Source organism: Mariniluteicoccus flavus (assembly GCF_054776655.1).
The window spans coordinates 315,809-340,801 of the sequence record NZ_BAAHBN010000001.1 but is presented as its reverse complement, the minus strand read 5'-3'; the positions used below and the strand labels follow the sequence as shown (position 1 = coordinate 340,801).

The 24,993-nt window shown below is 70.5% G+C and carries 25 protein-coding genes, 1 other RNA gene and 1 pseudogene; 18 read left to right on the top strand and 9 right to left on the bottom strand.

The window, feature by feature from the left end; all coding sequences use genetic code 11:
• Window positions 1-19: 19 nt before the first annotated feature.
• Genes sigE through ACYVAG_RS01680 form a run of 4 tightly spaced genes read left to right on the top strand, consistent with a single transcriptional unit; the run spans window position 20 to window position 4,002 of the window.
• Window positions 20-682: an RNA polymerase sigma factor SigE gene (gene sigE, locus ACYVAG_RS01695; RefSeq protein ID WP_460765619.1), complete on the top strand. Its 663-nt coding sequence runs from the start codon at window positions 20-22 to the stop codon at window positions 680-682.
• Window positions 679-2,127 carry an anti-sigma factor family protein gene (locus tag ACYVAG_RS01690; RefSeq protein ID WP_460765617.1) on the top strand — a complete coding sequence of 483 codons (1,449 nt, stop codon included), beginning with the start codon at window positions 679-681 and terminating at the stop codon, window positions 2,125-2,127. Before sigE ends, ACYVAG_RS01690 begins: the two co-directional genes overlap by 4 nt.
• Window positions 2,127-3,587 (top strand): S1C family serine protease, encoded by a 1,461-nt coding sequence (locus ACYVAG_RS01685; protein ID WP_460765614.1) that lies wholly within the window; start codon window positions 2,127-2,129, stop codon window positions 3,585-3,587. Before ACYVAG_RS01690 ends, ACYVAG_RS01685 begins: the two co-directional genes overlap by 1 nt.
• Window positions 3,588-3,627: 40 nt before the next feature.
• Entirely contained in the window at window positions 3,628-4,002 is a 375-nt protein-coding gene (locus ACYVAG_RS01680) for a sec-independent translocase (RefSeq protein ID WP_460765611.1), read from the top strand.
• Between the two features lie 95 nt (window positions 4,003-4,097).
• Here ACYVAG_RS01680 and ACYVAG_RS01675 read toward each other — a convergent pair.
• The 4 genes and pseudogenes from ACYVAG_RS01675 to ACYVAG_RS01660 all read right to left on the bottom strand — a co-directional run.
• Window positions 4,098-4,448 (bottom strand): annotated as a pseudogene (locus ACYVAG_RS01675) (iron chaperone); the annotation flags it as partial.
• A gap of 1 nt (window position 4,449) precedes the next feature.
• Window positions 4,450-5,640: an Mrp/NBP35 family ATP-binding protein gene (locus tag ACYVAG_RS01670; RefSeq protein ID WP_460765608.1), complete on the bottom strand. Its 1,191-nt coding sequence runs from the start codon at window positions 5,638-5,640 to the stop codon at window positions 4,450-4,452.
• A 292-nt stretch (window positions 5,641-5,932) separates the two neighbouring features.
• Entirely contained in the window at window positions 5,933-6,460 is a 528-nt protein-coding gene (locus ACYVAG_RS01665) for a DUF1003 domain-containing protein (RefSeq protein ID WP_460765605.1), read from the bottom strand.
• Window positions 6,450-7,742 carry a magnesium transporter MgtE N-terminal domain-containing protein gene (locus ACYVAG_RS01660; RefSeq protein WP_460765603.1) on the bottom strand — a complete coding sequence of 431 codons (1,293 nt, stop codon included), beginning with the start codon at window positions 7,740-7,742 and terminating at the stop codon, window positions 6,450-6,452. The genes ACYVAG_RS01665 and ACYVAG_RS01660 overlap by 11 nt, the downstream gene beginning before the upstream one ends.
• 66 nt (window positions 7,743-7,808) lie before the next feature.
• Here ACYVAG_RS01660 and ACYVAG_RS01655 point away from each other — a divergent pair, with 66 nt between their 5' ends.
• From ACYVAG_RS01655 to ACYVAG_RS01645, 3 genes are read left to right on the top strand one after another with little or no spacing between them, the layout of a single operon-like run.
• Window positions 7,809-8,738: an HpcH/HpaI aldolase/citrate lyase family protein gene (locus ACYVAG_RS01655; protein ID WP_460765601.1), complete on the top strand. Its 930-nt coding sequence runs from the start codon at window positions 7,809-7,811 to the stop codon at window positions 8,736-8,738.
• Complete coding sequence (locus ACYVAG_RS01650) at window positions 8,738-9,457, top strand: VOC family protein (RefSeq protein ID WP_460765598.1); 720 nt, start codon at window positions 8,738-8,740, stop codon at window positions 9,455-9,457. The genes ACYVAG_RS01655 and ACYVAG_RS01650 overlap by 1 nt, the downstream gene beginning before the upstream one ends.
• A 1-nt stretch (window position 9,458) precedes the next feature.
• Window positions 9,459-9,959, top strand: a complete 501-nt coding sequence (locus ACYVAG_RS01645) for a YflT domain-containing protein (RefSeq protein WP_460765595.1) — start codon at window positions 9,459-9,461, stop codon at window positions 9,957-9,959.
• Between the two features lie 93 nt (window positions 9,960-10,052).
• On the opposite strand, the gene corA is transcribed toward ACYVAG_RS01645, so the two are convergent.
• Window positions 10,053-11,177 carry a magnesium/cobalt transporter CorA gene (gene corA / locus ACYVAG_RS01640; RefSeq protein ID WP_460765593.1) on the bottom strand — a complete coding sequence of 375 codons (1,125 nt, stop codon included), beginning with the start codon at window positions 11,175-11,177 and terminating at the stop codon, window positions 10,053-10,055.
• Between the two features lies 1 nt (window position 11,178).
• Window positions 11,179-12,666 (bottom strand): aminopeptidase P family protein, encoded by a 1,488-nt coding sequence (locus ACYVAG_RS01635; protein ID WP_460765590.1) that lies wholly within the window; start codon window positions 12,664-12,666, stop codon window positions 11,179-11,181.
• Between the two features lie 60 nt (window positions 12,667-12,726).
• Here ACYVAG_RS01635 and ACYVAG_RS01630 point away from each other — a divergent pair, with 60 nt between their 5' ends.
• The 4 genes from ACYVAG_RS01630 to ACYVAG_RS01615 all read left to right on the top strand — a co-directional run bounded on the left by ACYVAG_RS01630 (window position 12,727) and on the right by ACYVAG_RS01615 (window position 16,027).
• Complete coding sequence (locus ACYVAG_RS01630) at window positions 12,727-13,635, top strand: acyltransferase domain-containing protein (protein ID WP_460765587.1); 909 nt, start codon at window positions 12,727-12,729, stop codon at window positions 13,633-13,635.
• A 53-nt stretch (window positions 13,636-13,688) separates the two neighbouring features.
• Window positions 13,689-14,282 (top strand): histidine phosphatase family protein, encoded by a 594-nt coding sequence (locus tag ACYVAG_RS01625; protein ID WP_460765584.1) that lies wholly within the window; start codon window positions 13,689-13,691, stop codon window positions 14,280-14,282.
• Window positions 14,275-15,132, top strand: coding sequence for a hypothetical protein (locus tag ACYVAG_RS01620; RefSeq protein ID WP_460765581.1), 858 nt, complete (start codon window positions 14,275-14,277; stop codon window positions 15,130-15,132). Before ACYVAG_RS01625 ends, ACYVAG_RS01620 begins: the two co-directional genes overlap by 8 nt.
• 166 nt (window positions 15,133-15,298) lie before the next feature.
• Window positions 15,299-16,027: a zinc ribbon domain-containing protein gene (locus ACYVAG_RS01615; protein WP_460765578.1), complete on the top strand. Its 729-nt coding sequence runs from the start codon at window positions 15,299-15,301 to the stop codon at window positions 16,025-16,027.
• A gap of 78 nt (window positions 16,028-16,105) precedes the next feature.
• Here the strand turns inward: ACYVAG_RS01615 and glpK are convergent, their stop codons facing one another.
• Window positions 16,106-17,632 (bottom strand): glycerol kinase GlpK, encoded by a 1,527-nt coding sequence (glpK, locus tag ACYVAG_RS01610; RefSeq protein WP_460765576.1) that lies wholly within the window; start codon window positions 17,630-17,632, stop codon window positions 16,106-16,108.
• A 92-nt stretch (window positions 17,633-17,724) separates the two neighbouring features.
• Between glpK and ACYVAG_RS01605 the strand changes: the two genes are divergently transcribed.
• Window positions 17,725-19,155, top strand: a complete 1,431-nt coding sequence (locus tag ACYVAG_RS01605) for an RNB domain-containing ribonuclease (RefSeq protein WP_460765574.1) — start codon at window positions 17,725-17,727, stop codon at window positions 19,153-19,155.
• A gap of 72 nt (window positions 19,156-19,227) precedes the next feature.
• Window positions 19,228-19,567: RNase P RNA component class A (gene rnpB / locus ACYVAG_RS01600), an RNA gene on the top strand.
• Window positions 19,568-19,597: 30 nt separating this feature from the next.
• On the opposite strand, the gene ACYVAG_RS01595 is transcribed toward rnpB, so the two are convergent.
• Together ACYVAG_RS01595 and ACYVAG_RS01590 are read right to left on the bottom strand one after the other, a co-directional pair.
• Entirely contained in the window at window positions 19,598-20,698 is a 1,101-nt protein-coding gene (locus tag ACYVAG_RS01595; RefSeq protein WP_460765570.1) for a tyrosine-type recombinase/integrase, read from the bottom strand.
• Window positions 20,673-21,206: a hypothetical protein gene (locus tag ACYVAG_RS01590; RefSeq protein ID WP_460765568.1), complete on the bottom strand. Its 534-nt coding sequence runs from the start codon at window positions 21,204-21,206 to the stop codon at window positions 20,673-20,675. Before ACYVAG_RS01590 ends, ACYVAG_RS01595 begins: the two co-directional genes overlap by 26 nt.
• Before the next feature lie 86 nt (window positions 21,207-21,292).
• On the opposite strand from ACYVAG_RS01590, the gene ACYVAG_RS01585 reads away from it, so the two are divergent.
• The 5 genes from ACYVAG_RS01585 (at window position 21,293) to ACYVAG_RS01565 (ending at window position 24,980) form a co-directional block, all read left to right on the top strand.
• Window positions 21,293-21,490 carry a helix-turn-helix transcriptional regulator gene (locus ACYVAG_RS01585; protein WP_460765566.1) on the top strand — a complete coding sequence of 66 codons (198 nt, stop codon included), beginning with the start codon at window positions 21,293-21,295 and terminating at the stop codon, window positions 21,488-21,490.
• A gap of 107 nt (window positions 21,491-21,597) precedes the next feature.
• Window positions 21,598-22,155 (top strand): ImmA/IrrE family metallo-endopeptidase, encoded by a 558-nt coding sequence (locus tag ACYVAG_RS01580; protein WP_460765564.1) that lies wholly within the window; start codon window positions 21,598-21,600, stop codon window positions 22,153-22,155.
• Window positions 22,152-22,424 carry a hypothetical protein gene (locus ACYVAG_RS01575; protein ID WP_460765561.1) on the top strand — a complete coding sequence of 91 codons (273 nt, stop codon included), beginning with the start codon at window positions 22,152-22,154 and terminating at the stop codon, window positions 22,422-22,424. Before ACYVAG_RS01580 ends, ACYVAG_RS01575 begins: the two co-directional genes overlap by 4 nt.
• Window positions 22,421-23,140, top strand: coding sequence for a hypothetical protein (locus ACYVAG_RS01570; protein WP_460765558.1), 720 nt, complete (start codon window positions 22,421-22,423; stop codon window positions 23,138-23,140). The genes ACYVAG_RS01575 and ACYVAG_RS01570 overlap by 4 nt, the downstream gene beginning before the upstream one ends.
• 391 nt (window positions 23,141-23,531) lie before the next feature.
• A complete protein-coding gene (locus ACYVAG_RS01565; RefSeq protein WP_460765556.1) occupies window positions 23,532-24,980 on the top strand; it encodes a terminase large subunit domain-containing protein in 1,449 nt (482 codons plus the stop codon).
• Window positions 24,981-24,993: the final 13 nt, after the last annotated feature.

Here is a 24,993-nt window from a genome sequence, read left to right as displayed (position 1 = left end):
CGATGAACGAGGGAGACCCGTGCCGATCACTCCGTGGCGCACTCGTGAGCGCACCCCGACCGAGGTCGGCGTGCGGGGCGAGGACGCGCCGGGGGAGGTCTCGCCCGTTGACTCCGTCGACCCGGCCGCGGCCACGGGCTGGACGCCCCCCACGTGGGAAGAGGTCGTCCGCGACCACTCCGCGCGGGTCTATCGGCTGGCCTATCGCCTCTGTGGCGATCCGCACGACGCCGAGGACCTGACGCAGGAGGTCTTCATCCGGGTGTTCCGCTCGCTCCACCGCTTCCAGCCCGGCACGTTCGAGGGCTGGCTCCACCGCATCACCACGAACCTGTTCCTCGACCAGGCGCGGCGTCGTCAGAAGATCCGCTTCGACGGGTTCGCCGACCAGGCCGAGGAGCGCCTCGAGAGTCGCGACGCCCCGCCGGCCGAGCTGATGGCCGACGTCGACCTCGACCACGACGTCGAGGCGGCCCTGTCGGCGCTGTCGCCCGAGTTCCGCGCGTGCGTGGTGTTGTGTGACATCGAGGGTCTCACCTACGAGGAGATCGCCGAGGTGCTGGACGTCAAGATCGGCACGGTCCGCAGCCGCATCCACCGCGGGCGGGCCCAGCTCCGCGACGCCCTGGCCCACCGCCGCCCAACCGGTGATCGCGAGCGCTACCTGGGGGTCGAGTCGTGAACCACCCGTCCGCCGAGCGGCTGTCGGCGTACGTCGACGGCGCCCTGGGGCACCGCGACCGCGAACGCGCCGCGAGCCACCTCCTGGCGTGTGATGCCTGCCGCGACCGCGCCCGCGACCTGCGCTCGGTGCGTGACCGCGTACGCAGGGCCTCGTTGCCCGCCAGCGCGCCGTCGGACGACCTGGCCGCGCGGTTGGTCGGCATCGCCGGCGACGATGCGTCGGCGCCGCTGCATGCGCGCCCGTTCGACGCGCACCGCCGGGGAGCCGGCCGCACCGCCATGCCGAGCCGGCGCCGGTCCCTGCGTCGAGCGGTCGTGACGACCGGCTCGGGCGCCTCGGCGCTCGCGCTGATCCTCGTGGCGATCGGCTGGGTCGCGGCCCCACCCACGCGCACGCCGGCGGTCGACCCCACGGCGCTGGCCCTCAGCGAGTTCGCCGCAGCCCTCGGCGCGGAGCCCCTCGCCAACCCCGCCGTCACCGCCGCCATGGCCACCGATCCCGCCGAGACCACCGAGCAGGCCGTGGCCCCGGCGGCGCCCGAGGCCACCACGTCCGACCTCGCGTACGCGAGGCTCGAGCGTGCCGAGCAGGCCGCGGACACGGTGGCGTACGCCGGCACCCAACTCGTCCAGGTCCGCCACCTCGCGGGGTTCTGGACGTCGCGGGTCGACGTCCTCGCGCGGCCCGGCCGTGGCGTCGAGGTCACGGTCAACCCCGGTCGCTCGGCCAGCAGCACCCGCGCGTTCCTGCCCGACGAGGACTCGCTGGGTGTCGACCTGCTCGGCGCCAACCATTCCCTGACCACGGGTGACGGACCGCAGGTCGCCGGGAGGCCCACCCACGTGGTGGAGGCGTACGCGGGCGGCAGCCTCGCCGCGCGCTGGTGGCTCGACCGGGAGACCGGCGTGCTGCTGTGGTCGCAGTCGTTCGAGGGCGGGCGCACGGTGCAGAGCGCCGGTTTCGAGACCATCCGGGTCGGGTCGGCCGCGGTCGGCGGTGGCCATGTGGCGCCCCGGCTGACCATGCCGGTGCCCGTGACGGCGCTGACGATCGGCGCTGCCCCCCAGCTGGTCGCGCGCGGGTTCTCCTGCCCGTCCCGCATGGGCGGTCTCGACCTTATCGGGGTGCGCGACGCCGACGGGGTGCTCCACTCGTCCTACGGCGACGGCATCGAGACCCTGAGCGTCTTCGAGTCGCGCGGTGCGCTGGCCAAGGCCCCGGCGGGCTCGGTGTGGGATCCGGCGCTGAAGGCCTATCGCAGCCAGGACCTGCCCACCATGATCACGTGGCAGTCGCGCGACCGCGTGTTCACCGTCGTCACCGACGGGCCGGCGGAGCGCGCCGCCGCCGCGGTGCGGGCGCTGCCCCACGATCCGCCGGTGTTGAGGACGCGCACCGACCGTGTGGTCGACGGTTGGCGCCACCTGCTCGAGGTCGGCTGATGAGCCACGACGATGCGGGCCTGCGCCGCTGGTTCGGCCGCGACGCCGACGACGAGCCCACCCAGCAGATCGACCAGCCCGAGCCGACACGCCGGTTCGGTGACCAGCCGACCCAGCACCTGGGGGATCACCCCAACCACAGGCCCACTCCCGCCTGGCCGGAGACCCGGCCGGAGCAGGCGTACGGGGGCCAGGCCTACGCGGGCCAGCAGGAGTTCGGAGGCCAGCAGGCACACGCGGGCCACCATGCCCAGCACGGGCCACCGACCGCCCACGGGAACCACGCCCAGGCGTACGCGCCCCTGCACCAGACGCCGTTCCCGCCCCCGCAGCCGCACTTTTCCCCGCAGGGCTCCCACCCTGCGCCGGCCGCCACCAGGCCCCGCGCCCGCGTGCTCCCGGCCGTCGCCGCGAGCGCCCTCACCGCGCTGGTGATCGGGGGAGCGGCCGGCTACGGCGGTGCGCGACTCGCTGACGGGCCGACGGCCACCGGCGGCGGACCGATCGTCGCGCCGACCGTGGCCCGCGCGCCCGTGCCGCCCGCCCAGGGCCAGGCCGACAACGTCAAGGTGGCCGAGCGCGTGCTGCCCAGCACCGTGACGATCGCCTACAGCAGCGGAGGCCGCTCCGGCACCGGCTCCGGGTTCGTGATCGACGACCGCGGCCACATCATGACCAACAACCATGTGGTCGAGGGCGCGCCGGGTGGCCGCGTGACGATCCAGTTGCAGGACGGGTCCGAGCGCCCCGCGACGGTCGTGGGCCGCAGCCCCGGTTATGACCTCGCGGTGATCCGCGCCGAGGGCTCCGGCCTGCCGGCGGTCGATCTCGGCGACTCCGCCGCCGTCCGCCCGGGCCAGCCCGTCGTCGCCGTCGGCGCGCCGCTGGGACTCGGCGGGTCCGTCACGGCCGGCATCGTGTCGGCCGTCGATCGTCCGTTGAGCGTGGGCGGCCAGAACGGCACCGACGAGTCGGTGGCCTATATCAACGGCATCCAGGTCGACGCGCCCATCAACCCCGGCAACTCGGGTGGCCCGCTCGCCGACGGTGCGGGCCGCATCATCGGGGTGAACTCCGCGATCCTCACGCTGGGTGGCGCGACGCAGGACACCCAGCAGGGCAACATCGGCCTGGGCTTCGCCATCCCGATCAACCAGGCCGTTGACATCGGCAACCAGCTCATCACGAAGGGCAAGGCCCAGGTCCCCATCATCGGCGCGTCGGTGAGCGGCGACCGCACGGGCGGGGGCGTACGCCTGTCGGCCGTGACGCCGGGCGGGCCGGCGGCCGCTGCCGGGCTCACGGCCAACGACCTCGTGGAGGCCGTGGACGGACGCCCGGTCCGCACCGCCACTGAACTGATCGTCCGCATCCGCACCCACAGGCCCGGGGAGGTCGCGACGCTGAAGATCGCGGGTCGCGGCGACGTGCGCGTCACCCTCGGGTCGAGGGACGGCTGACCGTCCGGGAGGCGGTCAGCGAGACGGTACTCTGTCAGCCATGTTCGATGTCGGTCCAGCTGAGCTGCTCACGCTCGTCGTCCTGGCCGTCATCCTCTTCGGGCCCGAGAAGCTGCCCGAGCTGGCGCGCAAGGCCGCCCGCGTCCTGCACTACCTGCGCGGCATCGCGAACAACGCCCAGACCACGCTGAGCCAGGAGCTCGGCACCGACGTCGACCTGCGCGACCTCAACCCGCGGGCCTTTGTGCAGAAGCACCTGCTCGACGAGGTCCAGCCCGTCATTGACGACGTGAAGAAGGACCTGCAGGCGGCCGACGCGACGCTGCGCAGCGAGATCGAGGACGCGAAGTCGAACATGGCGGGCCTCGACGCGGTTCCGGCCGGGCGTACGCCGTTCGACACGGAGGCGACCTGATCGAACGGCCGGGATCGTTGCACGATGCCGTGAGTACGCGGCACGGTGCAACGATGTTCAGTCCTGAGCAGTTCCAGCTTCGCGAGCACGAGCCTGCGTACGAGGTCGGGCGGCAGCGGTCGCTCGGCGGTGAAGTGGAGCGCGCTCCTGGTCTGGTTGTACGCAGCGGTCTCAACCGCGAACAGCGGCAGCACCGAGCCGGAGTGGGGATAGAACGAGCCACCGTGCTTCCAGGCGGCGAACCCGCAGACCACCTTCGGCTTGAGCTTCCAGTCGTTGTCCTTGCGGAGGCGAAAGCCCGGCATGGCGTACGACATCACCTCGTCGCAGGGACCGAGCACGTCGAGGATCGTGCGCCGCAGGTCGTCCAGAGCCGGGCGGATGGCCGGGTCGATGCCGTCGAGGTAGTCGTCGACGGGCGTACGCCTGGCACCGCCCCCGGTCACGTCAGCGCGGGGTCGGGGTGAGACCGAGGTGGAGGCCGGCCAGCGACCGCCGCTTCGCGCCGATCTTGTCGGCGAGCTCGGCCAGCGCGATCGCGGCCGGGTGGTCGGGCTCGGCGATGACGACCGGCGAGCCCTCGTCGCCGCCGGAGCGCAGGCTCGGGTCGAGCGGCACCTGGCCGAGCAGGGGGACCTCATAGCCGAGGCGACGGCTCAGGCCGGCGGCGACCTGCTCGCCGCCGCCGGTGCCGAACAGGTCGATGCGGTGGGTGGTGCCGGTGTCGGGCGCGGTGAAGTCGAGGTAGGCCATGTTCTCGACCACGCCGATGACGCGCTGGTTCATCATCGACGCCATGGTGCCGGCGCGCTCGGCGACCTCGGCGGCGGCCTGCTGGGGCGTGGTGACGACGACGACCTCGGCGTTCGGCAGCTTCTGGCCGAGCGAGATCTGGACGTCGCCGGTGCCGGGCGGCATGTCGACGACGAGATAGTCGAGGTCGCCCCAGTGGACGTCGGCGAGCATCTGCTGGATCGCGCGGTCGAGGATCGGGCCGCGCCACGCGACGACCTGGTCGCGGGTGGGCTTGAGCATGCCGATCGACATGGCCTTGATGCCCATCACGGGGACGGGCAGGATCATGGCCTCGTTGTCGTCGCCGATCGAGGTGGGGCGGGCGTCGGCGATGCCGAGCATGGCGGGGACGGAGTGGCCATAGATGTCGGCGTCGAGGATGCCGACCGAGCGCCCCTGCGCGGCGAGCGCCATGGCGAGGTTGACGGTGACCGACGACTTGCCGACGCCGCCCTTGCCGGACGCGACGGCGATGACGCGGGTCAGCGAGCTGGATTTCGCGAACGGGATCTCGCGCTCGGCGCGGCCCCCGTTGAGGCCCTTGCGGAGCTCGGCGCGCTGCTCGTCGGTCATCACGCCGAGGTTCACGGTGACGTCCGTGACGCCGGGAACGGCGGCGACGGCCTTGGTGGTGTCGGCCTGGATCGGGCCCTTGAGGGGGCAGCCGGCGGTCGTCAGCAGCACGTCGACGGTGATCTCGCCGGCATCGCCGATGGTGACCCGGTCGACCATGCCCAGGTCGGTGATCGGCTTCTTGATCTCGGGGTCGATGACGGTGGCGAGGGCGGCCTTGACCGGCGCGAAGAGCGCGTGGTCAGGGACGTTGGACGTGATTTCGGGCATGGGGGCGAGTGTACGCGGGGTGGGCGGGTGGGCCCGAATCGCGAAACCCGAATCGTGAAAAGTGCACAGGTGTGCGCAACACGCTGGGGTGTCGCCGGGAGCGGGGGTGTTTCGGGCACGGGCGCTTCACGAAGCCCGGGTCGGGGGCGTTTTGGGCACAGGTGTGCGCATTTCGCGGGCGGGGCCCCGGATCACGGGTGTTCTGGGCACAGGTGTGCGCATTTCGCGGGCGGGGCCCCGGATCACGGGTGTTCTGGGCACAGGTGTGCGCATTTCACGACCCGGCAGACCCTCAGCGCTCTGCGCGCTCGTCCCGCTCCCTGCCCGATCCGTCCCTGCCCGATCCGTCCTCCATCGCCTTCCGCAGCTCACTGCGGATGAAGTCGCGCGTCGCGAGCTCGCCCACGTTCATGCGGACGCTCGCGATCTCGCGCGCCAGGTAGTCCATGTCGGCGCGCGACTGGGCCGCCTGCTTGCGGTCGCTCTCGGCCTGGATGCGGTCGCGGGCCTCCTGCCGGTTCTGCGCCAACAGGATGAGCGGGGCCGCGTACGACGCCTGGAGCGACAGCATCAGCGTCAGGAAGATGAACGGGAACGGGTCGAACCGGACGCTCGCGGGTGCCCAGATGTTCCACGCGATCCAGAGCAGGATGAACACCGTCATCCAGATCAGGAACCGCGCGGTGCCCATGAACCGGGCGAATCGCTCGGCGAAGACGCCGAAGGAGTCGGAGTCGAGCTTCACCGTGGGCAGCAGCGAGCGCTCCCGCCCCGGCGTCGACAGGCGATCCTCGACGCGGCGGGTGCGTTCACGCGCCACGGGTCACCTCCTCGGCCAGGTCGTCGGTCGGCTCGACCGAGTCCATCTGGTCGCCGCGCCAGTCGTCGGGCAGCATGTGGTCGAGCACGTCATCGACCGTCACGGCGCCGACGAGGCGGTGCTGGTCGTCGATCACGGGCGCGTTGACGAGGTCGTACGTCGCGAAATAGCGCGACACCCGGCTCAGGGGCGCATCGACGGGCAGCGGCTCGAGTTCGGTGTCGATGAGCTGCGACACGAGCAGCGACGGGGGCTCGCGGAGCAGCCGCTGGATGTGGACGCCGCCCAGATAGCGGCCCGTCGGGGTCTCCAGCGGTGAGCGGCACACGTGCACCATGCAGGCGAGCGCGGGGGAGAGCTCCTCGTCGCGCACCATCGCCAGCGCGTCGGCGACCGTGGCGTCCGCCGGCAGGATCACGGGCTCCGGCGTCATGAGGCCGCCCGCCGTCGACTCCTCATAGACGAGCAGGCGGCGCACGTCGGACGCCTCCTCCGGCTGCATGCGCTGCAGCAGTTCCTCGGCCTTCGCCGGGGTCAGCTCGGCGATGAGGTCGGCGGCGTCGTCGGGGTCCATCTCCTCGAGCACGTCGGCGGCGCGCTCGACCTCGAGGCCCTGGATGACCTCGACCTGCTCGTCCTCGGGCAACTCCTCGAGCGCGTCGGCCAGCGTCTGGTCGTCGAGCGCCTCGACGATCGCGGCGCGGCGGTCGGGCGGCAGGTCGTGGAGCTCACGCGCGACATCGGCTGCGTGCATGTCCTCCATCTCGGCGAGGATCTGGTCGTTGTCGCGGCTGACCGTGTGGGCCGGCCGGAGCACGTCGACCTCGTCCCACTCGACGATCGTGATGTGGGGGCGGCGCCCGAACCGCGGCTGCTTCCCCTCGCGCAGCGCGACCTCCGACAGCTCCCACTCGCGGTTGCGCACCTCGCGGATCGAGATGTCATAGACCGCGTACGCCCCCTCGTGGTTGCGTCGGCTCACGTGGCGGTCGAACAGGTCCTCGACGACGAGGGTCTCGGCGTCGTGGCGGCTGAACCGGCGCGTGTTCACGACTCCCTGGATCGCGACCTGGACGCCGTCGATCGAGTGGACACGCGCCATGTTCATGAAGATCTTCTGGCGCGCGAACAGCTCGACGACGAGGCCCTTGCAGCGAGGCGCGCGGCCCTCGGTGCGGGTCTGGATGACGACGTCGCGGACGCGGCCGATCTGGTCGCCGCCCGCGTCCACGACCGGGAGCCCGCGCAGGCGGGAGATGAAGATCGGGGTCGAGGTGCTCACTCCGCGAGGATAGCGGCGCACGCGGGGGAGCGTCGTGCCGGATCGACGGCCCAATAGGCTGCCGCCATGACCGAACCCCGCGTACGCCGCACCGTGCTCGCCGTCCCCGGGTCGTCCGAGCGCTTCCTCACCAAGGCGAGGGGCCTCGACGCCGACGCCGTGTTCCTCGACCTCGAGGACGCCGTCGCCCCGGCCGCGAAGTCCGAGGCCCGCGGCCTGATCGTGGCCGCGCTCGGCGAGGAGTGGACCGCGCCAACGGTGACGGTCCGCGTCAACGACTGGACGACGCCGTGGACGTACGCCGACGTGGTCGAGGTCGTCGGAGCGGCGGGCTCCCGCATCGACGCGCTGGTCCTGCCGAAGGTTCAGTCGCGCGACCATGTGGTCGCCCTGGACCTCCTTCTGACCCAGGTGGAGCGTACGCACGACCTCCCCGTCGGCCGCATCGGAATCGAGGCCCAGATCGAGGACGCCCGCGGCCTGCTCAACGCCGACGCGATCGGCGGCGCGAGTCCCCGCATGCGGTCGTTGGTGTTCGGCCCGGGCGACTTCATGGCCTCGGTCGGCATGGCGTCCACCAACGTCGGCGAGCAGCCCGCGGGCTATGAGATCGCCGACGCGTTCCACCACCCGCTGTTCACGATCCTCGTCGCGGCCCGGGCCAACGGGCTGCTCGCGATCGACGGCCCCTATGTCGCGATCCGTGACGTGGAAGGGTTTCGGCGGTCCGCGGCACGTGCGGCCGCCCTCGGCTATGACGGCAAGTGGGTGCTGCACCCCGACCAGATCGAGGCCGGCAACTCGGTGTTCACCCCGACACCCGACGACTTCAGCCGCGCGCTGCGGATGGTGGAGGCGTACGCCGCCGCCACGGCCGAGGCCGGGGGAGCGGTCGGGGCCATCGTCGTCGACGACGAGATGGTCGACGAGGCCGGGATGAAGGTCGCCCAGCGCATCGTCGCCAAGGGACACGCCGCGGGGATGGGGGCGGACTGATGGCGCGCTTCAAGGACCTGTGCCTGGACACCGACAACCAACAGGTCTCCGTGGCGTTCTGGGCGGCCGTCCTCGGTCTCGATCACGACCCCCGCCCGTGGGGCGCTCCGCAGCCGCTGCGAGCCCAGCGATCCACACAGACACAGGGATCCCCCGACCCTCGGCGCACCCTGTGGGTGAACCTCGTCCCGGAACCCAAGGACCACAAGGCCCGCGTCCACCTCGACGTGCACTGCGGCGGCGTCGGCGAGGTGACGGCCCACGGAGCGGCGATCGTCGACGAGTCCCACGACTGGACGGTCCTTCGCGCGCCGGACGGGCTCGAGCTGTGCGCCTTCGTGCGTGACGACGTGCCCGCCAACGCCCTCTATGAGCTCGTCGTCGACTGCGCCGAGCCCGAGCGGCTCGCCCGCTGGTGGGCCGAGCGCCTCGGGCTGGAGGTCGGTTCCGACGACGACGTCCCCTGGTGGTGGGTGGAGGGCGACGGGCTCCCGTTCGACGGCATCGTCTTCGTGCCGGTCCCCGAGCCCAAGCGGGGCAAGAACCGCGTCCACTGGGACGTCACCGGTACGGTGGAGGAGTTCACCCGGGCAGGTGCAGCGGTCGTCGAGACCCACGACGGAGGCGACTGGACCGTGCTGGCCGATCCGGAGGGCAACGAGTTCTGCGTGTTCCCCGATCCCGACACCGACGAATCCCGCGAATCCAAGGAGAGTTGAGATGACTTCGATGCAACCGTTCCAGGGGCTCGGCTTCGAGCTCGACTTCCCCCAGTCGGTGGGCGTGTTCGACAACTACGCCGCCGCCCAGGAGGCCGTCGACTTCCTGTCCGACCAGCGATTCCCGGTGGAGAACATCGCCATCGTCGGCACCGAGCTGCGGCTCGTCGAGCGCGTACGCGGCCGCAAGGACTGGGGCACCGTCATCCAGGGAGCGCTGTCGAGCGGCGTGAGCACCGGCCTGATCGTCGGCATCCTGCTCTCGCTGTTCTCGCAGGGCCCGCTGTGGGCCAAGATGCTGATGGCGCTCGTCGTCTCGATCGCCCTCAGCCTGCTGTTCGCGGCGATCGGCTATTCGCTGTCGAAGGGCAAGCGCGACTTCGTGTCGATCACCCAGACGGTGCCGACGCGCTTCGAAGTCCTGTGTGAGCACAAGGTCGCGGCACAGGCGCGCGAACTGCTCGCAGGTCGGCCCGGCGGTCGGGCGCACCTGTTCGAGTGACTCCTCGTCTCGCTGGCGCTCGCTCGGAGAGCGTGAGGACGAGGGGCGCTCGCTCGGAGAGCGTGAGGACGAGGGGCGCTCGCTCGAAGAGCGTCAGATCCACTTGTTGCGGCGGAAGAACCACAGCAGCACGATGCTGGTGACCACTATGAAGCCCAGTACGGCGAAATAGCCATAGCGCCAGTGCAGTTCCGGCATGTGGTCGAAGTTCATGCCGTAGATGCCGGCGATCATGGTCGGCACCGCCACCAGCGCCACGGCGGCCGAGATCTTGCGCATGTCCTGGTTGTCGTCGAACGACAGCCTCGCCAGCGCCGCGGACATGATCGTGGACAGCACTTCGTCGAACGACTGGATCGCTTCCCGCGCCTCGAGGTGGTGGTCACTCAGTTCGCGGAAATAGGCCCGCGCCTCGTCCGGGATCGCCGCCAGGGGACGGGTCGCGAGCGCCTGCAGGGGCGCGCCGAGGGGGATCACCGACCGCTTGAACTCGATCAGTTCGCGCTTGAGCTGATAGACCCGCTCGATCTCGGTGGTGCCACGCCGCCCGAAGACGTCGCTCTCGACCTCCTCGATGTCGTGCTCGAACTCGGTCACCACCGACATGTAGTCGTCGATGATCTTGTCCAGCACCGCATAGAGGACCACGTGGGGCCCTCCCGCCAGGCGGCCGGCCTCGGCCTCGAGGCGCGAGCGCAGCGTACGCAGCTGCGCGTGCTCGCCGCGGCGCACCGTCATCACGAAGTTGTCGCCGACGAACACCATGACCTGGCCGGTCGACACGATCTCGGAGCTGTCGGTGAGCTCCGCGTGGTCGACGTAGGCGACCGTCGAGATGACTGCGAACAGGGTGTCGCCGAACTGCTCGAGCTTCGACCGCGTGTGGCCCTCGACCGCGTCCTCCATCGCCAGTGGGTGGAGGTTGAACTGGGCCGCAAAACCCGCCATGTCCTCGTCGGAGGGATCCTTCAATCCCAGCCAGACAAAGCCATCGCCGGCCTGGGCACACTCGGTGGCCACGGCGATGTCGTCCACGTCGACCCGGACGCCGTCGCGGTAGTGGGCCCAGGCGACGATCGAGCTTGGCGGCGGGTTTCCGGCTCCGTTCGGCGCCGGGCGGAGGTCGTCGAGCACAGCTTCAGGACGCACACCGAAGCCGCGGAACGGGCCCGCGTACTTGCGCATCCGCGACCGCTGCGGATCCCTGGCGTCACCCATGTCAGGCCCCCAGCAGACGATCCATCCACGCCTCGACGTCGTCGGCCGTGCGGGGGAGCATCGCGGACAGGTTCTCGTTGCCGTCGTCGGTGATCACGATGTCGTCCTCGATGCGCACTCCGATGCCGCGCAGTTCCTCGGGCACGAGCATGTCGTTCTGCTTGAAATAGATGCCGGGCTCGACGGTGATGACCATGCCGGGCTTCAGCACACCCTGGCGATAGTTCTCCATCAGCGCCTGGGCGCAGTCGTGCACGTCGATGCCGAGGTGGTGGGACGTGCCGTGCACCATCCAACGACGGTGCTGGCCGCCCGTCTCGAGGTCGAGCGACTCCTCGGCGCCGACCGGCAGCATTCCCCACTCGGCAAGGTGTTTCGCGACGACCGCGATGGCGGCCGCGTGCACGTCGGCGAAGCGCGCTCCGGGCCTCGCCGCGGCGATCCCGGCCTCCTGGGCCTCCAGAACGGCGTCATAGACCTTGCGCTGGGCGGGGGAGAAGCGCCCCGACACGGGCAGCGTACGCGTGATGTCGGCGGTGTAGAGCGTGTCGAGCTCGATGCCGGCGTCGAGCAGCAGGAGGGTGTCGGAGTCGAGGTCGCCGTCGTTGCGGATCCAGTGGAGCGTACAGGCGTGGTCGCCCGAGGCCGCGATGGTGTCGTAGCCGACCGCGTTGCCGACGTGGCGGGCGTGCAGCCCGAACACGCCCTCGACCCACCGCTCGCCGCGACCCCGGCGGACGGCCTCGGGGAGCTGCTTCACGACCTCCTCGAACGCCGTCGCCGACGCGGCGCACGCCTCGCGCATCTGGTCGACCTCGAACGCGTCCTTCACCAGGCGGAGCTCCGACAGCGCGGTGGCGAGTTCTTGGTCGGACTCTTCAGAGCCCTTGTGGGACAGGGAATCCACGATCTCGGTCACCGACGCGTCCGCGTCGCGGAGCACGCGGATCGCCACGGTCTCGGCGTTCTTGCCGAGTCGCTCGGCCAGGTCGTCGAGTGGCGCGCACGGCAGACCCGTGATCGCCTCCATCTCGGACAGCGACTCGCGGCGCCCGACCCACATCTCGCCGTAGCGCGCGTTGGCATAGAACTCCTCGGCCGTCCGCGGCGCCCGTGGCTTGAAGTACAGGGTGGCGTCGTGGCCACCGTCGCCGTCCGAGCCGTCCGAGCCGTCCACAGGCTCCAGCACCAGCACCGCATCTGGCTCGCGGTCGGTGCCGAGCCCGGTGAGGTGGGCGAAGGCCGAGTGGGGGCGGTAGCGGTAGTCGGTGTCGTTGGAGCGCACCTTGAGCCCGCCCGCGGGCACGACCAGGCGGTCGCCGGGGAACAGGGCCGACAGCGCGTCGCGACGCGCCGGCGTCCATGCGGTGGCCGGCAGCGCGGCGACCTCGCGGTCGACGTCGTCGTCCCAGCCCGTCGGGATGAACTCCTTGAACGCCTCGGAGAAGGGGATCAGGCGGGGTGGCTGCTTCGGCTGCTCTTCACTCATCGGTGCTCCTCTCGCCCCCCGGGCGCGCGTCGTTTGCTCTCCCGCCGCATCATAGGCCCCATGGACCCCCGACCACGCCTCCTCGCCGCCCTCGACGACGACCGCCTGGACCTGCTGGGGTTCCGGCCCGACGACGCGGCCGACCTGCGCGGGATCGTCACCGACCTCGTCGACGACGAGGCCGCGATGGCCCGGGTCGCGACGCTCGCCGAGCGGCTGATCGGCCAGGTCGGGCGCATCGCACCGCTGCCCGGCGAGCAGCCGGCCGTCTTCGACGAGTCCGATCGTGTCCACCCGCGCGGTCGCGGAATCCTGCCCCTGCTGGCGTTGCTCGCGACCGTCGACGACGTCCGCGCCCACCACCGCGACCGCGGCATCGACGACGCCGCGTCCTGGCGCGCGCTGTCCGACCTCGGCCAGCAGGTGTGGGTGAACCGCCTGACGTACGCGGCGTTCGGCCTGCACACCCACCGCTGGCTCCTGGTCGCCTGGTCGGGAGCACTGGCCTGGCTCGGCCGGCTGCAGTTCAACCTCGCCCGCCCGGAGGTCGATCCCCACCGCGGCGAGTTGGTGCTGTCGACCCACATCCCCCAGTCGGGGCCGCTCGACCCCGACGAGGTCGACCGCGCGTTCGCCGAGGCCGAGGACTTCTTCGCGGCCCACTTCCCCGACCTGCGCCCGGCGTGGTTCCACTGCGAGTCCTGGCTGCTCGACCCGCGGCTGGCCGCGGCCCTGCCGGGCTCCAACATCGCGGCGTTCCAGCAGCGCTGGGAACTGTTCGGCGATCCCCAGCCCGGCACCGCCGACGCCGTCTTCTTCACGTTCCGCCGCCGCGGTGACGTCACGGCCGACGACCTCACCGCCAACTCCCGGCTGGAGGCCCTGGTCACCGACCACGTGCGCAGCGACGAGCCGCTGCACGTCCGCCACGGCCGCATCCCGTTCACCGGTTCGCTCCTCGCCGAATGAGACCCGGCCGATCCCTGCTGACCGCGTCGGTGACCCCCGATAGCCTTGGCGCCATGGAGACCCCGCGTACGCAGCTGTGGCTGGTGAGGCATGGCGAGACCGAGTGGAGCCGGTCGGGACAGCACACGTCCACGACCGACCTCGACCTCACCGACGACGGCGTACGCCAGGCCGAGGTCCTGCGCGGCCGGCTCGACCCGGGCGACTTCGGGCTCGTGTTGTCGAGCCCGCGCCTGCGCGCGACCCACACCGCCGAGCTGGCGGGGTTCACCGACGTCGAGATCGACGGCGACCTGGCCGAGTGGCGCTACGGCGACTACGAGGGCCGGACGTCGAAGGAGATCCGCGAGGACGTCCCCGACTGGCGCATCTGGACCCATCCGGTGCCGAACGGCGAGACCCACGACGAGGTCATGGACCGGCTGACCCGGGTCGTACGCCGGGTCCAGGACTCGGGCGTGGAGCGCGCGCTGGTGTTCGGCCACGGCCACTCGCTGCGCGTGCTGGCGCTGAGCTGGCTCCACTTCGACATCTCGCGCGGCCAGAGCTTCCCGCTCGAGACCGCGACCGTGTCGGTGCTGGGCTTCGAGAAGGAATCGCCGGCGATCATCCGTTGGAACCAGCGCCTGGGAGGCGACCGTGACTGAGCCCACCGCCAACAGCACCCACGACCCGCTGGGGGAGCGGGGCCCCGAGGGCGACTGGCGCGTCGTCCCGCTGGCGTGGGCCACCGACCTCGACCACGGGGGTCGCTGGTGGTCCCTCACGACCGACCAGCGCGAATGGCTGTGGACCAATCCCGACGGCGCGATCGCGCTCGACCGCGTGGGCGTCGTCCCCGGCGACGAGTTCGTCGATGCGGGCGGCGGCGAGGAGTGCTTCCCCCACGTGCGCGGCGTTCCCGACCACGGCGACGCGTGGAGCCGCGTCTGGGAGGGCGCGCGCGCCGCGGCCCACGTCGACACCGACCACGGGCGGCTCGCCCGCACCGTCAGCGAGCACCCCGAGCGGTTGCGTCTCGACTATGCGCTGACGCCCGAGGGCCCGCCGACCGAGGGGCCGACCGGCCCTGTCACCCACGCCGTCCACCTCCTGCTCGACGTGTCGACCGACGCCAGGCTCGTGGTCCCCTCGGCGGTCCGGACGACGGTGCTCGACCACCCCGAGGTCGGCCAGGACGCCGAGGCCGTGTGGCCGACGATCGACGGCGTCGACCTCACCCGCCTCGGTCCTGACGACGGCACGGCGACGTGCGCCGTCCTCCGCGGTCTCGGCGACGGCGGCCGCGCCGCGGAGGCGTACGTCGTGGACGGCGACGCGATGCTGGGCCTGCGCTGGGGCAGTGACGGCACCGCCGAGCCCGGCATGATGATGTGGCGCAACCTCGCCGGGTGGCCCGACCCCCAGCCCTATCGCTCGATCGGCGTCGAGCCGATGATCGAGTTCTCGGGTCCGGCGACCTGGTGGCTCGAGGTCACGGCGTACGAGCGCGGCTGAACGACGTTGGCTGAGCGAGCGCTTCGTCTCTCCATACGTTGGCTGAGCGAGCGCTTCGTCTCTCCATACGTTGGCTGAGCGAGCGCCAGCGAGTCGAAGCCAGGCCCGAGCCGGTAGCATCGCTCGACACAACATCATCTCGACGCAGATTCACGGAGGCGTACGCATGAAGGCCGATCCCGCCGCGCAGCAGGCATTGCTGCAGCTCGTGGAGTCCGACACCCGCGCCAGCCAGCTGCGCCACCAGCAGAAGTCGCTGCCCGAACACGCGAAGATCGCCGAGCTGATGGCCGAGCGGGCCCAACTCGTCGAGGACTACACCCAGGCCGAGACCGAGGTGTCCGACCTCCAACGTGAACTCAGGAAGGCCGAGTCCGACCTCGACCCGGTGCGCGCCCGGCGGGTCCGCGACCAGGAGCGCGTCGACTCGGGCGCGGTGGGCGACCCGAAGGCACTGAGGTCGATGCTCGAGGAGATCGAACACCTGGGCCGCCGCATCAGCGACCTCGAGGACGCCGAGCTCGAGCTGATGGAGGCCGCCGACATCGCCGAGAAGCGGTTCACCATGATCGCCGAACGCCGCACCGTCCTGGAGGACGAGATCCGCGGCCTGATGAAGCAGCGCGACGCGCAGGTCGGCGAACTCGACGGGAAGATCGCCGAGATCGGCGCCGAGCGCGCCGCGGTCGTGGGTGGCCTGCCCGATGCGCTCGTGGCCCGCTATGACAAGGTCGCCACGCTCCGCGGCACGGGCGCGGCCGCGCTCGTGCAGCGACGCTGCAGCGGCTGCCGCCTCGACATCGACGCGGCCGAACTGCGCCAGATCCAGGCGGCGGCGCCCGACGAGGTCGTCACGTGCGACGAGTGCGGGCGCATCCTGGTGCGCGAGGGCTGAGTCTCCTCGTCTCGCTGGCGCTCGCTCGGAGAACGTGCTCGGAGCGAGGACGCCGGCGGCCGGGACGAGGAGCCGACCTCAGCGGTCGGTGTCCTCGTCCACCCAGTCGAACGTCCGCGTGACGGCCTTCTGCCAGTTGCGATACAGCCGCGCGCGCTCGTCGTCGTCCATCTCGGGGCTCCACCGCTTGTCCTCCGCCCAGTTCGCGGTGACGTCGTCGGTGGTCCAGAAGCCCACCGCGATGCCGGCCGCGTACGCCGCCCCCAGCGCCGTGGTCTCCGACACCTTCGGGCGGATCACGTCGACGCCGAGCTGGTCGGCCTGGAACTGCATCAGGGTGTCGTTGGCGACCATGCCGCCGTCGACCCTGAGCTCGGTGAGGTCCACACGATCGGCGTCGGCGTTCATCGCCTCGACGACCTCGCGCGTCTGGAACGCCGTCGCCTCGAGCACCGCCCGCGCGATGTGCTTCTTGTTCACATAGCGGGTCAGCCCCACGAGCGCGCCGCGCGCGTCCGGCCGCCAGTGGGGGGCGAAGAGCCCCGAGAACGCCGGCACGAAGTAGGCGCCCCCGTTGTCCTCCACCTCGAGCGCCAGTTTCTCGATGTCGGGGGCGCTGTCGAACATCCCGAGGTTGTCGCGCAGCCACTGCACCAGCGACCCCGCGACCGCGATGGATCCCTCCAGCGCATAGACCGTCGGTGCGTCGCCCAGCTTGTAGCAGACCGTCGTCAGCAGCCCGTTCTCGCTCTTCACCGGCTCGGTGCCGGTGTTCATCAGCAGGAAGCACCCGGTGCCGTACGTGTTCTTGGCCATGCCCTTCTCGAAACACGCCTGGCCGAACGTCGCGGCGTGCTGGTCGCCGAGGATGCCGGCGATCGGGGTGTCGATGAGCAGCGAATGGCGCGATCCCCGCCCGTACTCCTCCGACGACGACCGGATCTCCGGCAGCATCGACATCGGGATCTCCAGGTCGCCGCAGATGTCGGCGTTCCAGTCGAGCGTGTCGATGTTCATCAGCAGGGTGCGCGAGGCGTTGGTCACGTCGGTCACGTGGACCCCGCCGTCGACACCGCCTGTCAGGTTCCACAGCAGCCAGGTGTCGATCGTGCCCATGATCAGGTCGCCGGCCTCGGCGCGCTCGCGCGCCCCGTCGACGTTGTCGAGGATCCAGCGCACCTTCGGGCCCGCGAAATAGGTGGCGAGCGGCAGTCCGGTGCGCTCCTGATAGCGCTCACGTCCTCCGTCGGCGGCCAGCGCGTCGCAGATCCGCTGCGTACGCGTGTCCTGCCAGACGATCGCGTTGTACGCCGGCTCGCCCGTGGTCCGGTCCCACACGACCGTCGTCTCGCGCTGGTTGGTGATGCCGACCGCGGCGATCTGGTGGCGGTTGATGCCGGCCTTGGACAGGGCCTGGCCGATGGCCTCGCGCGTGTTGTTCCAGATCTCCACGGGGTCGTGCTCGACCCAGCCGGCCCGGGGGAAGATCTGCTCGTGCTCGAGCTGGCCCTGGGCCACGGGGGAGCCGTCGTGGTTGAAGAGGATCGCCCGCGAGGACGTCGTCCCCTGGTCGATCGCGAGCACGTAGGTCGGGTCGTCGGTCATGGTCACTCCTTCGTGGGCCTCCTGCGGAGCCTAACGCGCCCCCGCGCACGCCGGTCGCTAGGCTGACCGGACCCGATGCGAGGAGACACCCAATGCCGAGTCGTCACGTACGCCTGCGCGAGGACGTGCCCGCGCCGCTGGCCGAGGGGCTGGAACGCCTGCGCCAGGAGCTCGACGTGCCGCAGGACTTCCCCGCCGAGGTGATCGCCGCGGGCGAGCGCGCTGCCACGGAGCCCCGGTTGCCGGCGAAGGACCTCACGCACATCCCGTTCGTGACGATCGACCCTCCCGGCGCCCGCGACCTCGACCAGGCGGTGTTCATCGAACGTCGCGAGGGCGGATTCCTCGTCTGGTATGCGATCGCCGATGTCGCCGCCTTCGTCACCGCGGGCGACCCCATCGACCTCGAGGCCCACCGCCGCGGCCAGACGTTCTATGCGCCCCACAAGCGCACCCCGCTCCACCCGCCCGCGCTGTCCGAGGACGCCGCGTCGCTGCTCCCCGGCCAGGTGCGCCCCGCACTGGTCTGGCAGCTCGCGCTCGACGAGCGCGGCGACTGCGCCGACCCGGTTGTCGAGCGGGCGCTCGTCCGCAGCCGCGAGCAGCTGACCTACGACGGCGTGCAGGCGATGCTCGACGACGGCTCCGCCTCCGAGCCGCTGCAGCTGCTCAAGGAGGTCGGCCTCCTGCGCGAGGAGCGCGAGAAGGAGCGCGGCGGGGTCTCGCTGAACATCCCGGAGCAGGAGGTCCGCGTCGAGGGCGATCGCTGGGAGCTCGAGTTCCGCACCCCGCTGCCGGTCGAGGGCTGGAACGCCCAGATCTCTTTGCTCACAGGCATGGCGGCGGCCCACCTGATGCTGTACGCGCAGACCGGGGTCCTGCGTACGCTGCCGCCCGCCGACAACTCGGCGCTGCGTACGCTCCGCGCCAAGGCGAAGGCGCTGCGCATCGCCTGGCCCGCCGAGATGGACTATCCCGAGTTCGTGCGCTCGCTCGACCCGCGCCGCGGCGACCACAAGGCGATGATGTACGCCTGCACGCTGCTGTTCCGCGGCGCGGGCTATCAGGCCTTCTCGGGATCGGTGCCCCAGCAGGTGGAGCACGCGGCGCTCGCGATCGAGTATGCCCACACGACCGCGCCGCTGCGCCGCCTCGTCGACCGCTATGTCGGCGAGATCTGCGTCGCGATCTGTGCCGACACAGACATCCCGCGCTGGGTGATCGACGCGCTCGACGCGCTGCCGCAGGAGATGGACGCGTCCGACACGAGAGCGAAGAAGTACGAGCGCGGCATCGTCGACCTCGTCGAGACCCTCGTGCTGTCGGGTCGTGTGGGCGAGGAGTTCACCGTGACCGTCGTCGATGTCGACGAGAAGCGCGGCCGCGCCCGGTTCATGATCACCGAGCCCGCAGTGGAGGCCGACATCAAGGGCGGCGAACTCCCGCTGGGCCAGGAGGTCACGGCGCGGCTCGAGTCGGCGGACGTGCGTACGGGGGTGTCGGTCTTCCGGCAGGCGCACTGACCCTGCGTACGCGGGGTTTCGGGGTGCGGGGTTCGGGGCTCGGGACGTTTGGCCCTACACTCGATCGGAGGACGAGGCGTCCAGGCGATCGCGGCGCTCCGGCGTCGAGGAAAGTCCGGGCTCCACAGAGCAGGGTGGTGGGTAACACCCACCCGGGGTGACCCGCGGGACAGTGCCACAGAAAACAGACCGCCCCTTCGGGGGTAAGGGTGAAACGGCGGTGTAAGAGACCACCGGCGGCCTGGGTGACCAGGCCGGCCAGGCAAACCCCACCCGGAGCAAGGCCAGACAGGGAACGTTCGAGGGCTGCTCGCCCGAGTTCCCGGGTAGGCCGCTCGAGGCCACCGGCAACGGTGGTCCCAGATGGATGGTCGCCCAACGACACAACCCGGCTTATCGGGCGCCTCGTCCCCACACCCCCGTCTGACTAGGGGGAACGCGTTCAGCTTGTCGCGTCAGTCCGCAAGGAGTCCGCAGGAAGGTCAGAATAGGCCGCGTCGACGGCCTCACGCGTGCGGTCGTCCGCGTCCGGCCACAGGTGGGCGTACGTGCTCAGCGTCTCGTCGGCCGACGCGTGGCCCAGCCGGTTCTGCACCGTGACCACCGACTCGCCGTGCCGAATCAGCAGGCTCGCGTAGTGATGCCGCAGGGCGTGGAACGTGACGCCCGGCAGGCCAGCCGCCTTCGCGACCTTCCGGAACTCGCCGGCGTGGTTCTGTCGCCGCCACGGGCGCCTCGAGACCGTCGTGAACAGCAGCCCGTCCGGCCCTTCCCCGAACATCGCCAGATGGGCCGCCAGCGCGTCGACGACGACCTGAGGGAGCGGGATCACCCGATGGGACGCCCGGCGCTTGGGTGGCCCGAACGTCGGCGTCTGGTTGGGCAGCGTCACGAGCTGCCGGTCAACGGTCACCTTCCGCTGAAGGAAGTTGATCCGGTCGACGGTGAGCCCGAGCACTTCGCCCTGGCGCATCCCCGTGCCCGCGGCCAGCATCACCTGAGCGCGAATGTGGAGCGGCGCGGCCTCGACCAGCCGGCGCACCTCGTCGACCGACAGTGGCACGACGTGCTTCGTCGGCTTCTCCGGCATTCGAATGTCGACGCACGGCGTACGGGCGATCTTCTGCGACTTCACGGCCGACGACAGGATCGTCGACACGTAGCTGTAGGTGACCTCGACCGTGGTCGGCGCATAGGACTCGTCCAGCTCGGCCACCAGCTTCACGACGTGATCGCGGGTGATCGACTTGAGCGGCATCGTCCCGATCCGGGGGAACACCTGCACGCGTAGGTTCCGCTCGACCAGCTCCCGCGTCGTCGGCCGGAACACCTGGACCTCGAGCCACTGCCGGGCGTACGCCTCGAACGTCTCGCGGCCTGCCCGCGGCGCCACGTACAGGCCGGTGATGACCGACGCGGTGACCTCGTCGAGCCAGCGCTGAGCGTCCACGCGCCGCGTGAAGTGCTTCGCGTGCTCCTTGCCGGCGTCGTCCCGATAGCGGGCGCGCCAGCGGCCGTCAGGGCGCTTCTGGATGCTCGCCATCGTGTCCCCCCGCGTCCTGCGCAAATCCGAGCGCGTCGTTCACGGTTTGAGTGAGGGTCTGGACCTCATAAACCATCTCGGCGTGGGCTAGCTGGCGCTCCGGCGAGCCGTCTCGTCCATTGGGGTCCGGCCTGATGCCACTTTCCCGTGCTTCTTGGATGCAATGCCACAGGTTGCCGTATTCCCCGCTGACGTCGCCGATGGACTCATGAACCTTAACCAAGGCGGCCCTGTAGAGCCGCACGGCCGTGGCCAGGCGAAACGCGTGATCCAGGTCTTCGGGCTCTGATTGGAGCGCCCCGAGGGGCGCGCCTCCCAGGACTTTCGTGAGGTCAACCGCCTCTGTGAATTTCAGGGGGCGGTCGCCCTTTTCCACGCTCCACACCGTGGACTGGCTCCATCGATGCCCGCATTCCCGCATCGCGTCAGCCACAAACTGTTGCGACTTGTCGCTGCGAAGTCTCGCGACGTTGAGTCCGATCTTCTTGTCGCGCTCGGTCCCGGCCATGGGATGAATCTAACTGGATTTGCTGGTTGCAAGCAACTAGAAGTCTGTGTACTCTCAAATCAAGTCACCTGCGACTAGGAATGGAGATGAACATGGAGTACCAGAAGATGCTCGACGTCAACCAGGCGGCCGCGCTCACGCGACAGTCCACCAACACGCTGGCGTACTTCCGCCACGTGGGGAAGGGGCCGAAGTTCGGGAAGCTCGGCCGGCGCGTCTTCTACCGCGAGGCCGACGTGCTCGCGTGGATCGACGCCCAGTTCGAGAAGGGCGGCGCGGCATGATTAAGGAGCGGCACCCGGACGTCCCCCACCACCCAGATGGCATGCGCTGCGCGCTGGACGGGCTCTGCTCGCCCGCAGACCTCTGTACATGCAAGAAGACCCCCGCCGTGCGGCAACACGACGAGGGCCAGAACGGTATCCACTTGGTGGCAGGTACCGACTCCCAGCGTACGTCCTACGACCCGTGGGAGGACGCCGCAGAACGCGGCCTCACGGTCCACGAGACTCCGCTTCCGGACGGGACTGTGGGTCTCACCGACCTCGAGGCAAACGTGTGGATCGACTCGCGCCTCCACCAGAGCGAGGCCCGGGCGACACTCGCTCACGAACTGGCCCACTTCGACCTCAACGACCGAGCGCCCGGCCGGAGCGGGGGAGGGATGCGGGGCCCCGTCGCTGGCTCCGTCGAGCGAGAATGCGACCGGATCGCGGCCGAGCGCCTCATTCCGTTCGACGCTCTGCTGAACGCCGCAGCGTGGGCCGACTCCGTTGAGGAACTGGCCGACGAACTCGGGGTCGACCCCGGCACCGTTCTTGCACGCATCGGCGCTCTGGACGCGGACGACGCCCGACGTTTCGAGCGTCAAGCCGGCCGCCTTCACTACGCGCCACGGCGCCGAGCCCTGACCAGGCGCACGCCCATGCGGAAGGTGAAGAAGCCATGACCGACGCCGCGATGGAGAACGCCGACGACTGGTGGCGCGACTGTGCCACCCGAGCGCTCGAGCACCTGGCCGCCTCCGGTCAGACGTTCGACGCCTACGACCTGACCGAGCTCGGGGTGCCCGACCCCGACCATCCGAACCGCTGGGGCGGCCTGTTCCAGGCTGCCACCCGCGCCGACCTGATCGAGCCCGTCGGCTATCGCGAATCGCGCCGGCCGACCCGATCGGGAGGGGTGTGCCGCGTCTGGCAGGGGAAGGCGGCCGCGTGAGTCCGATGCGGGCGACCCTGACGGTCGCGGACTGGAAAGCGATGGTGTACCGCCATCGCGGTGAGGGCGTGGGCAACGGTGTCCGAGTGCTGCTGCTCTATCTCGCGGACCACATGCAGGCGAACCTTCAGGTGTCCGTGTCGCGGCAGAAGATCGCGACCGACCTCGGTGTGTCCACGTCCGAGATCCGCAATCGGTTCCACGCTGCGAAGGCGGCTGGCCTGCTCGATCACGTGCAGGTCGGCCGCCCAGGCACGCAGGCCAAATACGTCGGGATCTTCCCTGACTTGGTAACCCCGGGGTACCCAAGCGATGGGAACCACGGGGTACCCAAGAAGCACAACAAACATGGGACGGGGAATCCCCCCATGTATCCGGCCGATTATGGGAACCCCGGGGTGCCCGCCATAAGTAAGCACTCACAGACTTCAGCCTTCACGCTCGACTCTCCCCGTGGTCGGGGAGAACAGCAGCAACAACGAAGTGACCAAGGCCAAGACGATGACGGTCGCTCCCATCATCATCACGCGCCGGAGCGAAGCGACGCGACCGAGCGCAGCGAGGGCGACCCGGCCCCACTCGGACAGGCAGTCCACGACTGGCGCGCCACCGTGCACGACGGCTGGTGTCTCGCAGGCTGTGGCATCTACCTCAACACACCCGAGGGACAGGCCAGCGGCTACTGCGCCCAGCACAGGAAGGACACCGCCGCATGATGAAGCCTTGCCTTGACTGCGGCACGCTGAGCACCAGTGCTCGCTGCCCAGCACACACCGACAGCAGCAGGCCCAGCACCGCGGCCGGCTACGACTGGACCTGGCGCAAGCTCTCCCTCCGAGCACGCCGCATCCAACCCTGGTGCTCCGACTGCGGCACAACCCACGACCTCACCGCGGACCACTCACCCGAAGCATGGGAAGCCAAGGAAGCCGGCCGCGTCATCACGCTCGCGATGATCGACGTCGTCTGTCGGCGCTGCAACTCCAAGCGCGGCGCCGCTCGAGGCGAACGACCCGGGGGAGAGAGGTTCACGCCAGAACCTCACGCGCCGCTCCCCAGGCAATCTTTCGGTCATAGTTCGTCTTTCAACCGTTCTGGGGGTGCTCGGTGAGGGCCGGGGCGAAGGGCATGGTGAAGGCGGAGCCGCTGGACTTCAGTGGCTGGCCGAGGGATCGGGCGAAGCGTCGGCTGCGGTTCATCCGGGAGTTCTTGTTGACGCCGAAGGGTGTCGGCGCGGGGGGTCCGTTCCGGATCCGGCCGTTCCAGCGGGAGCTGGTCGAAGGTGCGTTCGCTCCGGGGATCCGCACGGCGCTGGTCAGCCTCCCTAGGGCGAATGGCAAGACGGCGTTGGCGGCCGCTCTGGCGCTGGCCGAGCTGTTCGTGGGTCCGGCGTCGGCTGAAGTGCTGGTCGTGGCCTCTGACGAGCGTCAGGCCCGGATCACGATGAACTTGGCGCGCCGCATGGTCGAGTTGAATCCCGAGCTGGCTGAGCGGGTGCAGGTGTACCAGGACAAGCTGCGGGTGCCGCACAACGATGCGACCCTGCTGCCGCTGCCGGCCGATCCGGGGGCGCTCCACGGCTGGGATCCGTCGCTGTTGATCGTCGACGAGCTACACACGGTGAACGAAGCGGTCTGGGAGGCCGTCACGTCGGTGTCGGGCAAGCGGCCCGAGTCCCTGATCTTGGCGATCTCCACGCCGGCGAGCAGCCCGGACAGCATCATGTGGAAGTTGGTCGAGCACGGCCGCTCGGGTGAGGATCCTGCGTTCTACCTGCGCGAGTACTTCGCCCCGGACGGCTGCGCCACTGACGACCGTGCAGCATGGGCGGCCGCGAATCCCGCGCTGGGCGACTTCTTGGCCGAGGACGGTCTGGCAGCCGCCCGGCGTACGCTCCGCGAACCCGTGTTCCGCCAGCTCCGACTCGGCCAGTGGGTCACCGACGTGGAGGCCTGGCTTCCGTTCGGGGCGTGGGCCGACCTCGCGACCGACCGCACGGTGGAACCGGGCGCCCGCGTCGTGCTCGGCTTCGACGGTTCGGCGTCGGGCGACTCGACGGCGCTCATCGGCTGCACCGTGGGCCCGGACCCGCTGGTCTGGGTCGAAGGGCTGTGGGAGAACCCCGGTGACCTGCGCTGGCGCGTACCGCGCTCCGACGTCGACCGGGCCGTCGACCTCGCGTTCGAGCGCTACGACGTCGTGGAGATGGCGTGCGACCCGTGGGGCTGGCGCTCCGAGATCGAAGCGTGGGCGGCCCGCCACGGGGAACGCCGCGTCATCGAATGGCCCACGAACGTCCTGTCACGGATGGCGCCGGCCACCGACCGGCTCTACCGCGCCGTGGTCGACCAGACCCTGACCCACGACGGGGACGCCCGCCTCGCCGCCCACATGGCCCACGCCGTCGCGAAGTCCACTCCTGCGGGCGACGTGATCGTGAAGGACCGGCGCGGCTCGCCTCGCAAGATCGACGCCGCCGTGGCCGCGATCGTCGCCCACGACCGTGCGGCGTTCCACGCCCGCAACTCCCCGCGAACCCGCGTGTTCGCCTTCTGACCTCAACCTAGGA

What these genes read in the sequence shown, in the direction of transcription:
- ACYVAG_RS01680 (WP_460765611.1), top strand. Translation starts at nt 3,628, where the DNA reads ATGTTCGATGTCGGTCCAGCTGAGCTGCTCACGCTCGTCGTCCTGGCC.
- ACYVAG_RS01575 (WP_460765561.1), top strand. Translation starts at nt 22,152, where the DNA reads ATGACCGACGCCGCGATGGAGAACGCCGACGACTGGTGGCGCGACTGT.
- ACYVAG_RS01605 (WP_460765574.1), top strand. Translation starts at nt 17,725, where the DNA reads ATGCCGAGTCGTCACGTACGCCTGCGCGAGGACGTGCCCGCGCCGCTG.
- ACYVAG_RS01625 (WP_460765584.1), top strand. Translation starts at nt 13,689, where the DNA reads ATGGAGACCCCGCGTACGCAGCTGTGGCTGGTGAGGCATGGCGAGACC.
- ACYVAG_RS01590 (WP_460765568.1), bottom strand. Translation starts at nt 21,206, where the DNA reads ATGGCCGGGACCGAGCGCGACAAGAAGATCGGACTCAACGTCGCGAGA.
- ACYVAG_RS01655 (WP_460765601.1), top strand. Translation starts at nt 7,809, where the DNA reads ATGACCGAACCCCGCGTACGCCGCACCGTGCTCGCCGTCCCCGGGTCG.
- ACYVAG_RS01615 (WP_460765578.1), top strand. Translation starts at nt 15,299, where the DNA reads ATGAAGGCCGATCCCGCCGCGCAGCAGGCATTGCTGCAGCTCGTGGAG.
- ACYVAG_RS01585 (WP_460765566.1), top strand. Translation starts at nt 21,293, where the DNA reads ATGAACATGGAGTACCAGAAGATGCTCGACGTCAACCAGGCGGCCGCG.
- corA (WP_460765593.1), bottom strand. Translation starts at nt 11,177, where the DNA reads ATGGGTGACGCCAGGGATCCGCAGCGGTCGCGGATGCGCAAGTACGCG.
- ACYVAG_RS01670 (WP_460765608.1), bottom strand. Translation starts at nt 5,640, where the DNA reads ATGCCCGAAATCACGTCCAACGTCCCTGACCACGCGCTCTTCGCGCCG.
- ACYVAG_RS01635 (WP_460765590.1), bottom strand. Translation starts at nt 12,666, where the DNA reads ATGAGTGAAGAGCAGCCGAAGCAGCCACCCCGCCTGATCCCCTTCTCC.
- ACYVAG_RS01645 (WP_460765595.1), top strand. Translation starts at nt 9,459, where the DNA reads ATGACTTCGATGCAACCGTTCCAGGGGCTCGGCTTCGAGCTCGACTTC.
- ACYVAG_RS01650 (WP_460765598.1), top strand. Translation starts at nt 8,738, where the DNA reads ATGGCGCGCTTCAAGGACCTGTGCCTGGACACCGACAACCAACAGGTC.
- ACYVAG_RS01630 (WP_460765587.1), top strand. Translation starts at nt 12,727, where the DNA reads ATGGACCCCCGACCACGCCTCCTCGCCGCCCTCGACGACGACCGCCTG.
- ACYVAG_RS01685 (WP_460765614.1), top strand. Translation starts at nt 2,127, where the DNA reads ATGAGCCACGACGATGCGGGCCTGCGCCGCTGGTTCGGCCGCGACGCC.
- ACYVAG_RS01595 (WP_460765570.1), bottom strand. Translation starts at nt 20,698, where the DNA reads ATGGCGAGCATCCAGAAGCGCCCTGACGGCCGCTGGCGCGCCCGCTAT.
- glpK (WP_460765576.1), bottom strand. Translation starts at nt 17,632, where the DNA reads ATGACCGACGACCCGACCTACGTGCTCGCGATCGACCAGGGGACGACG.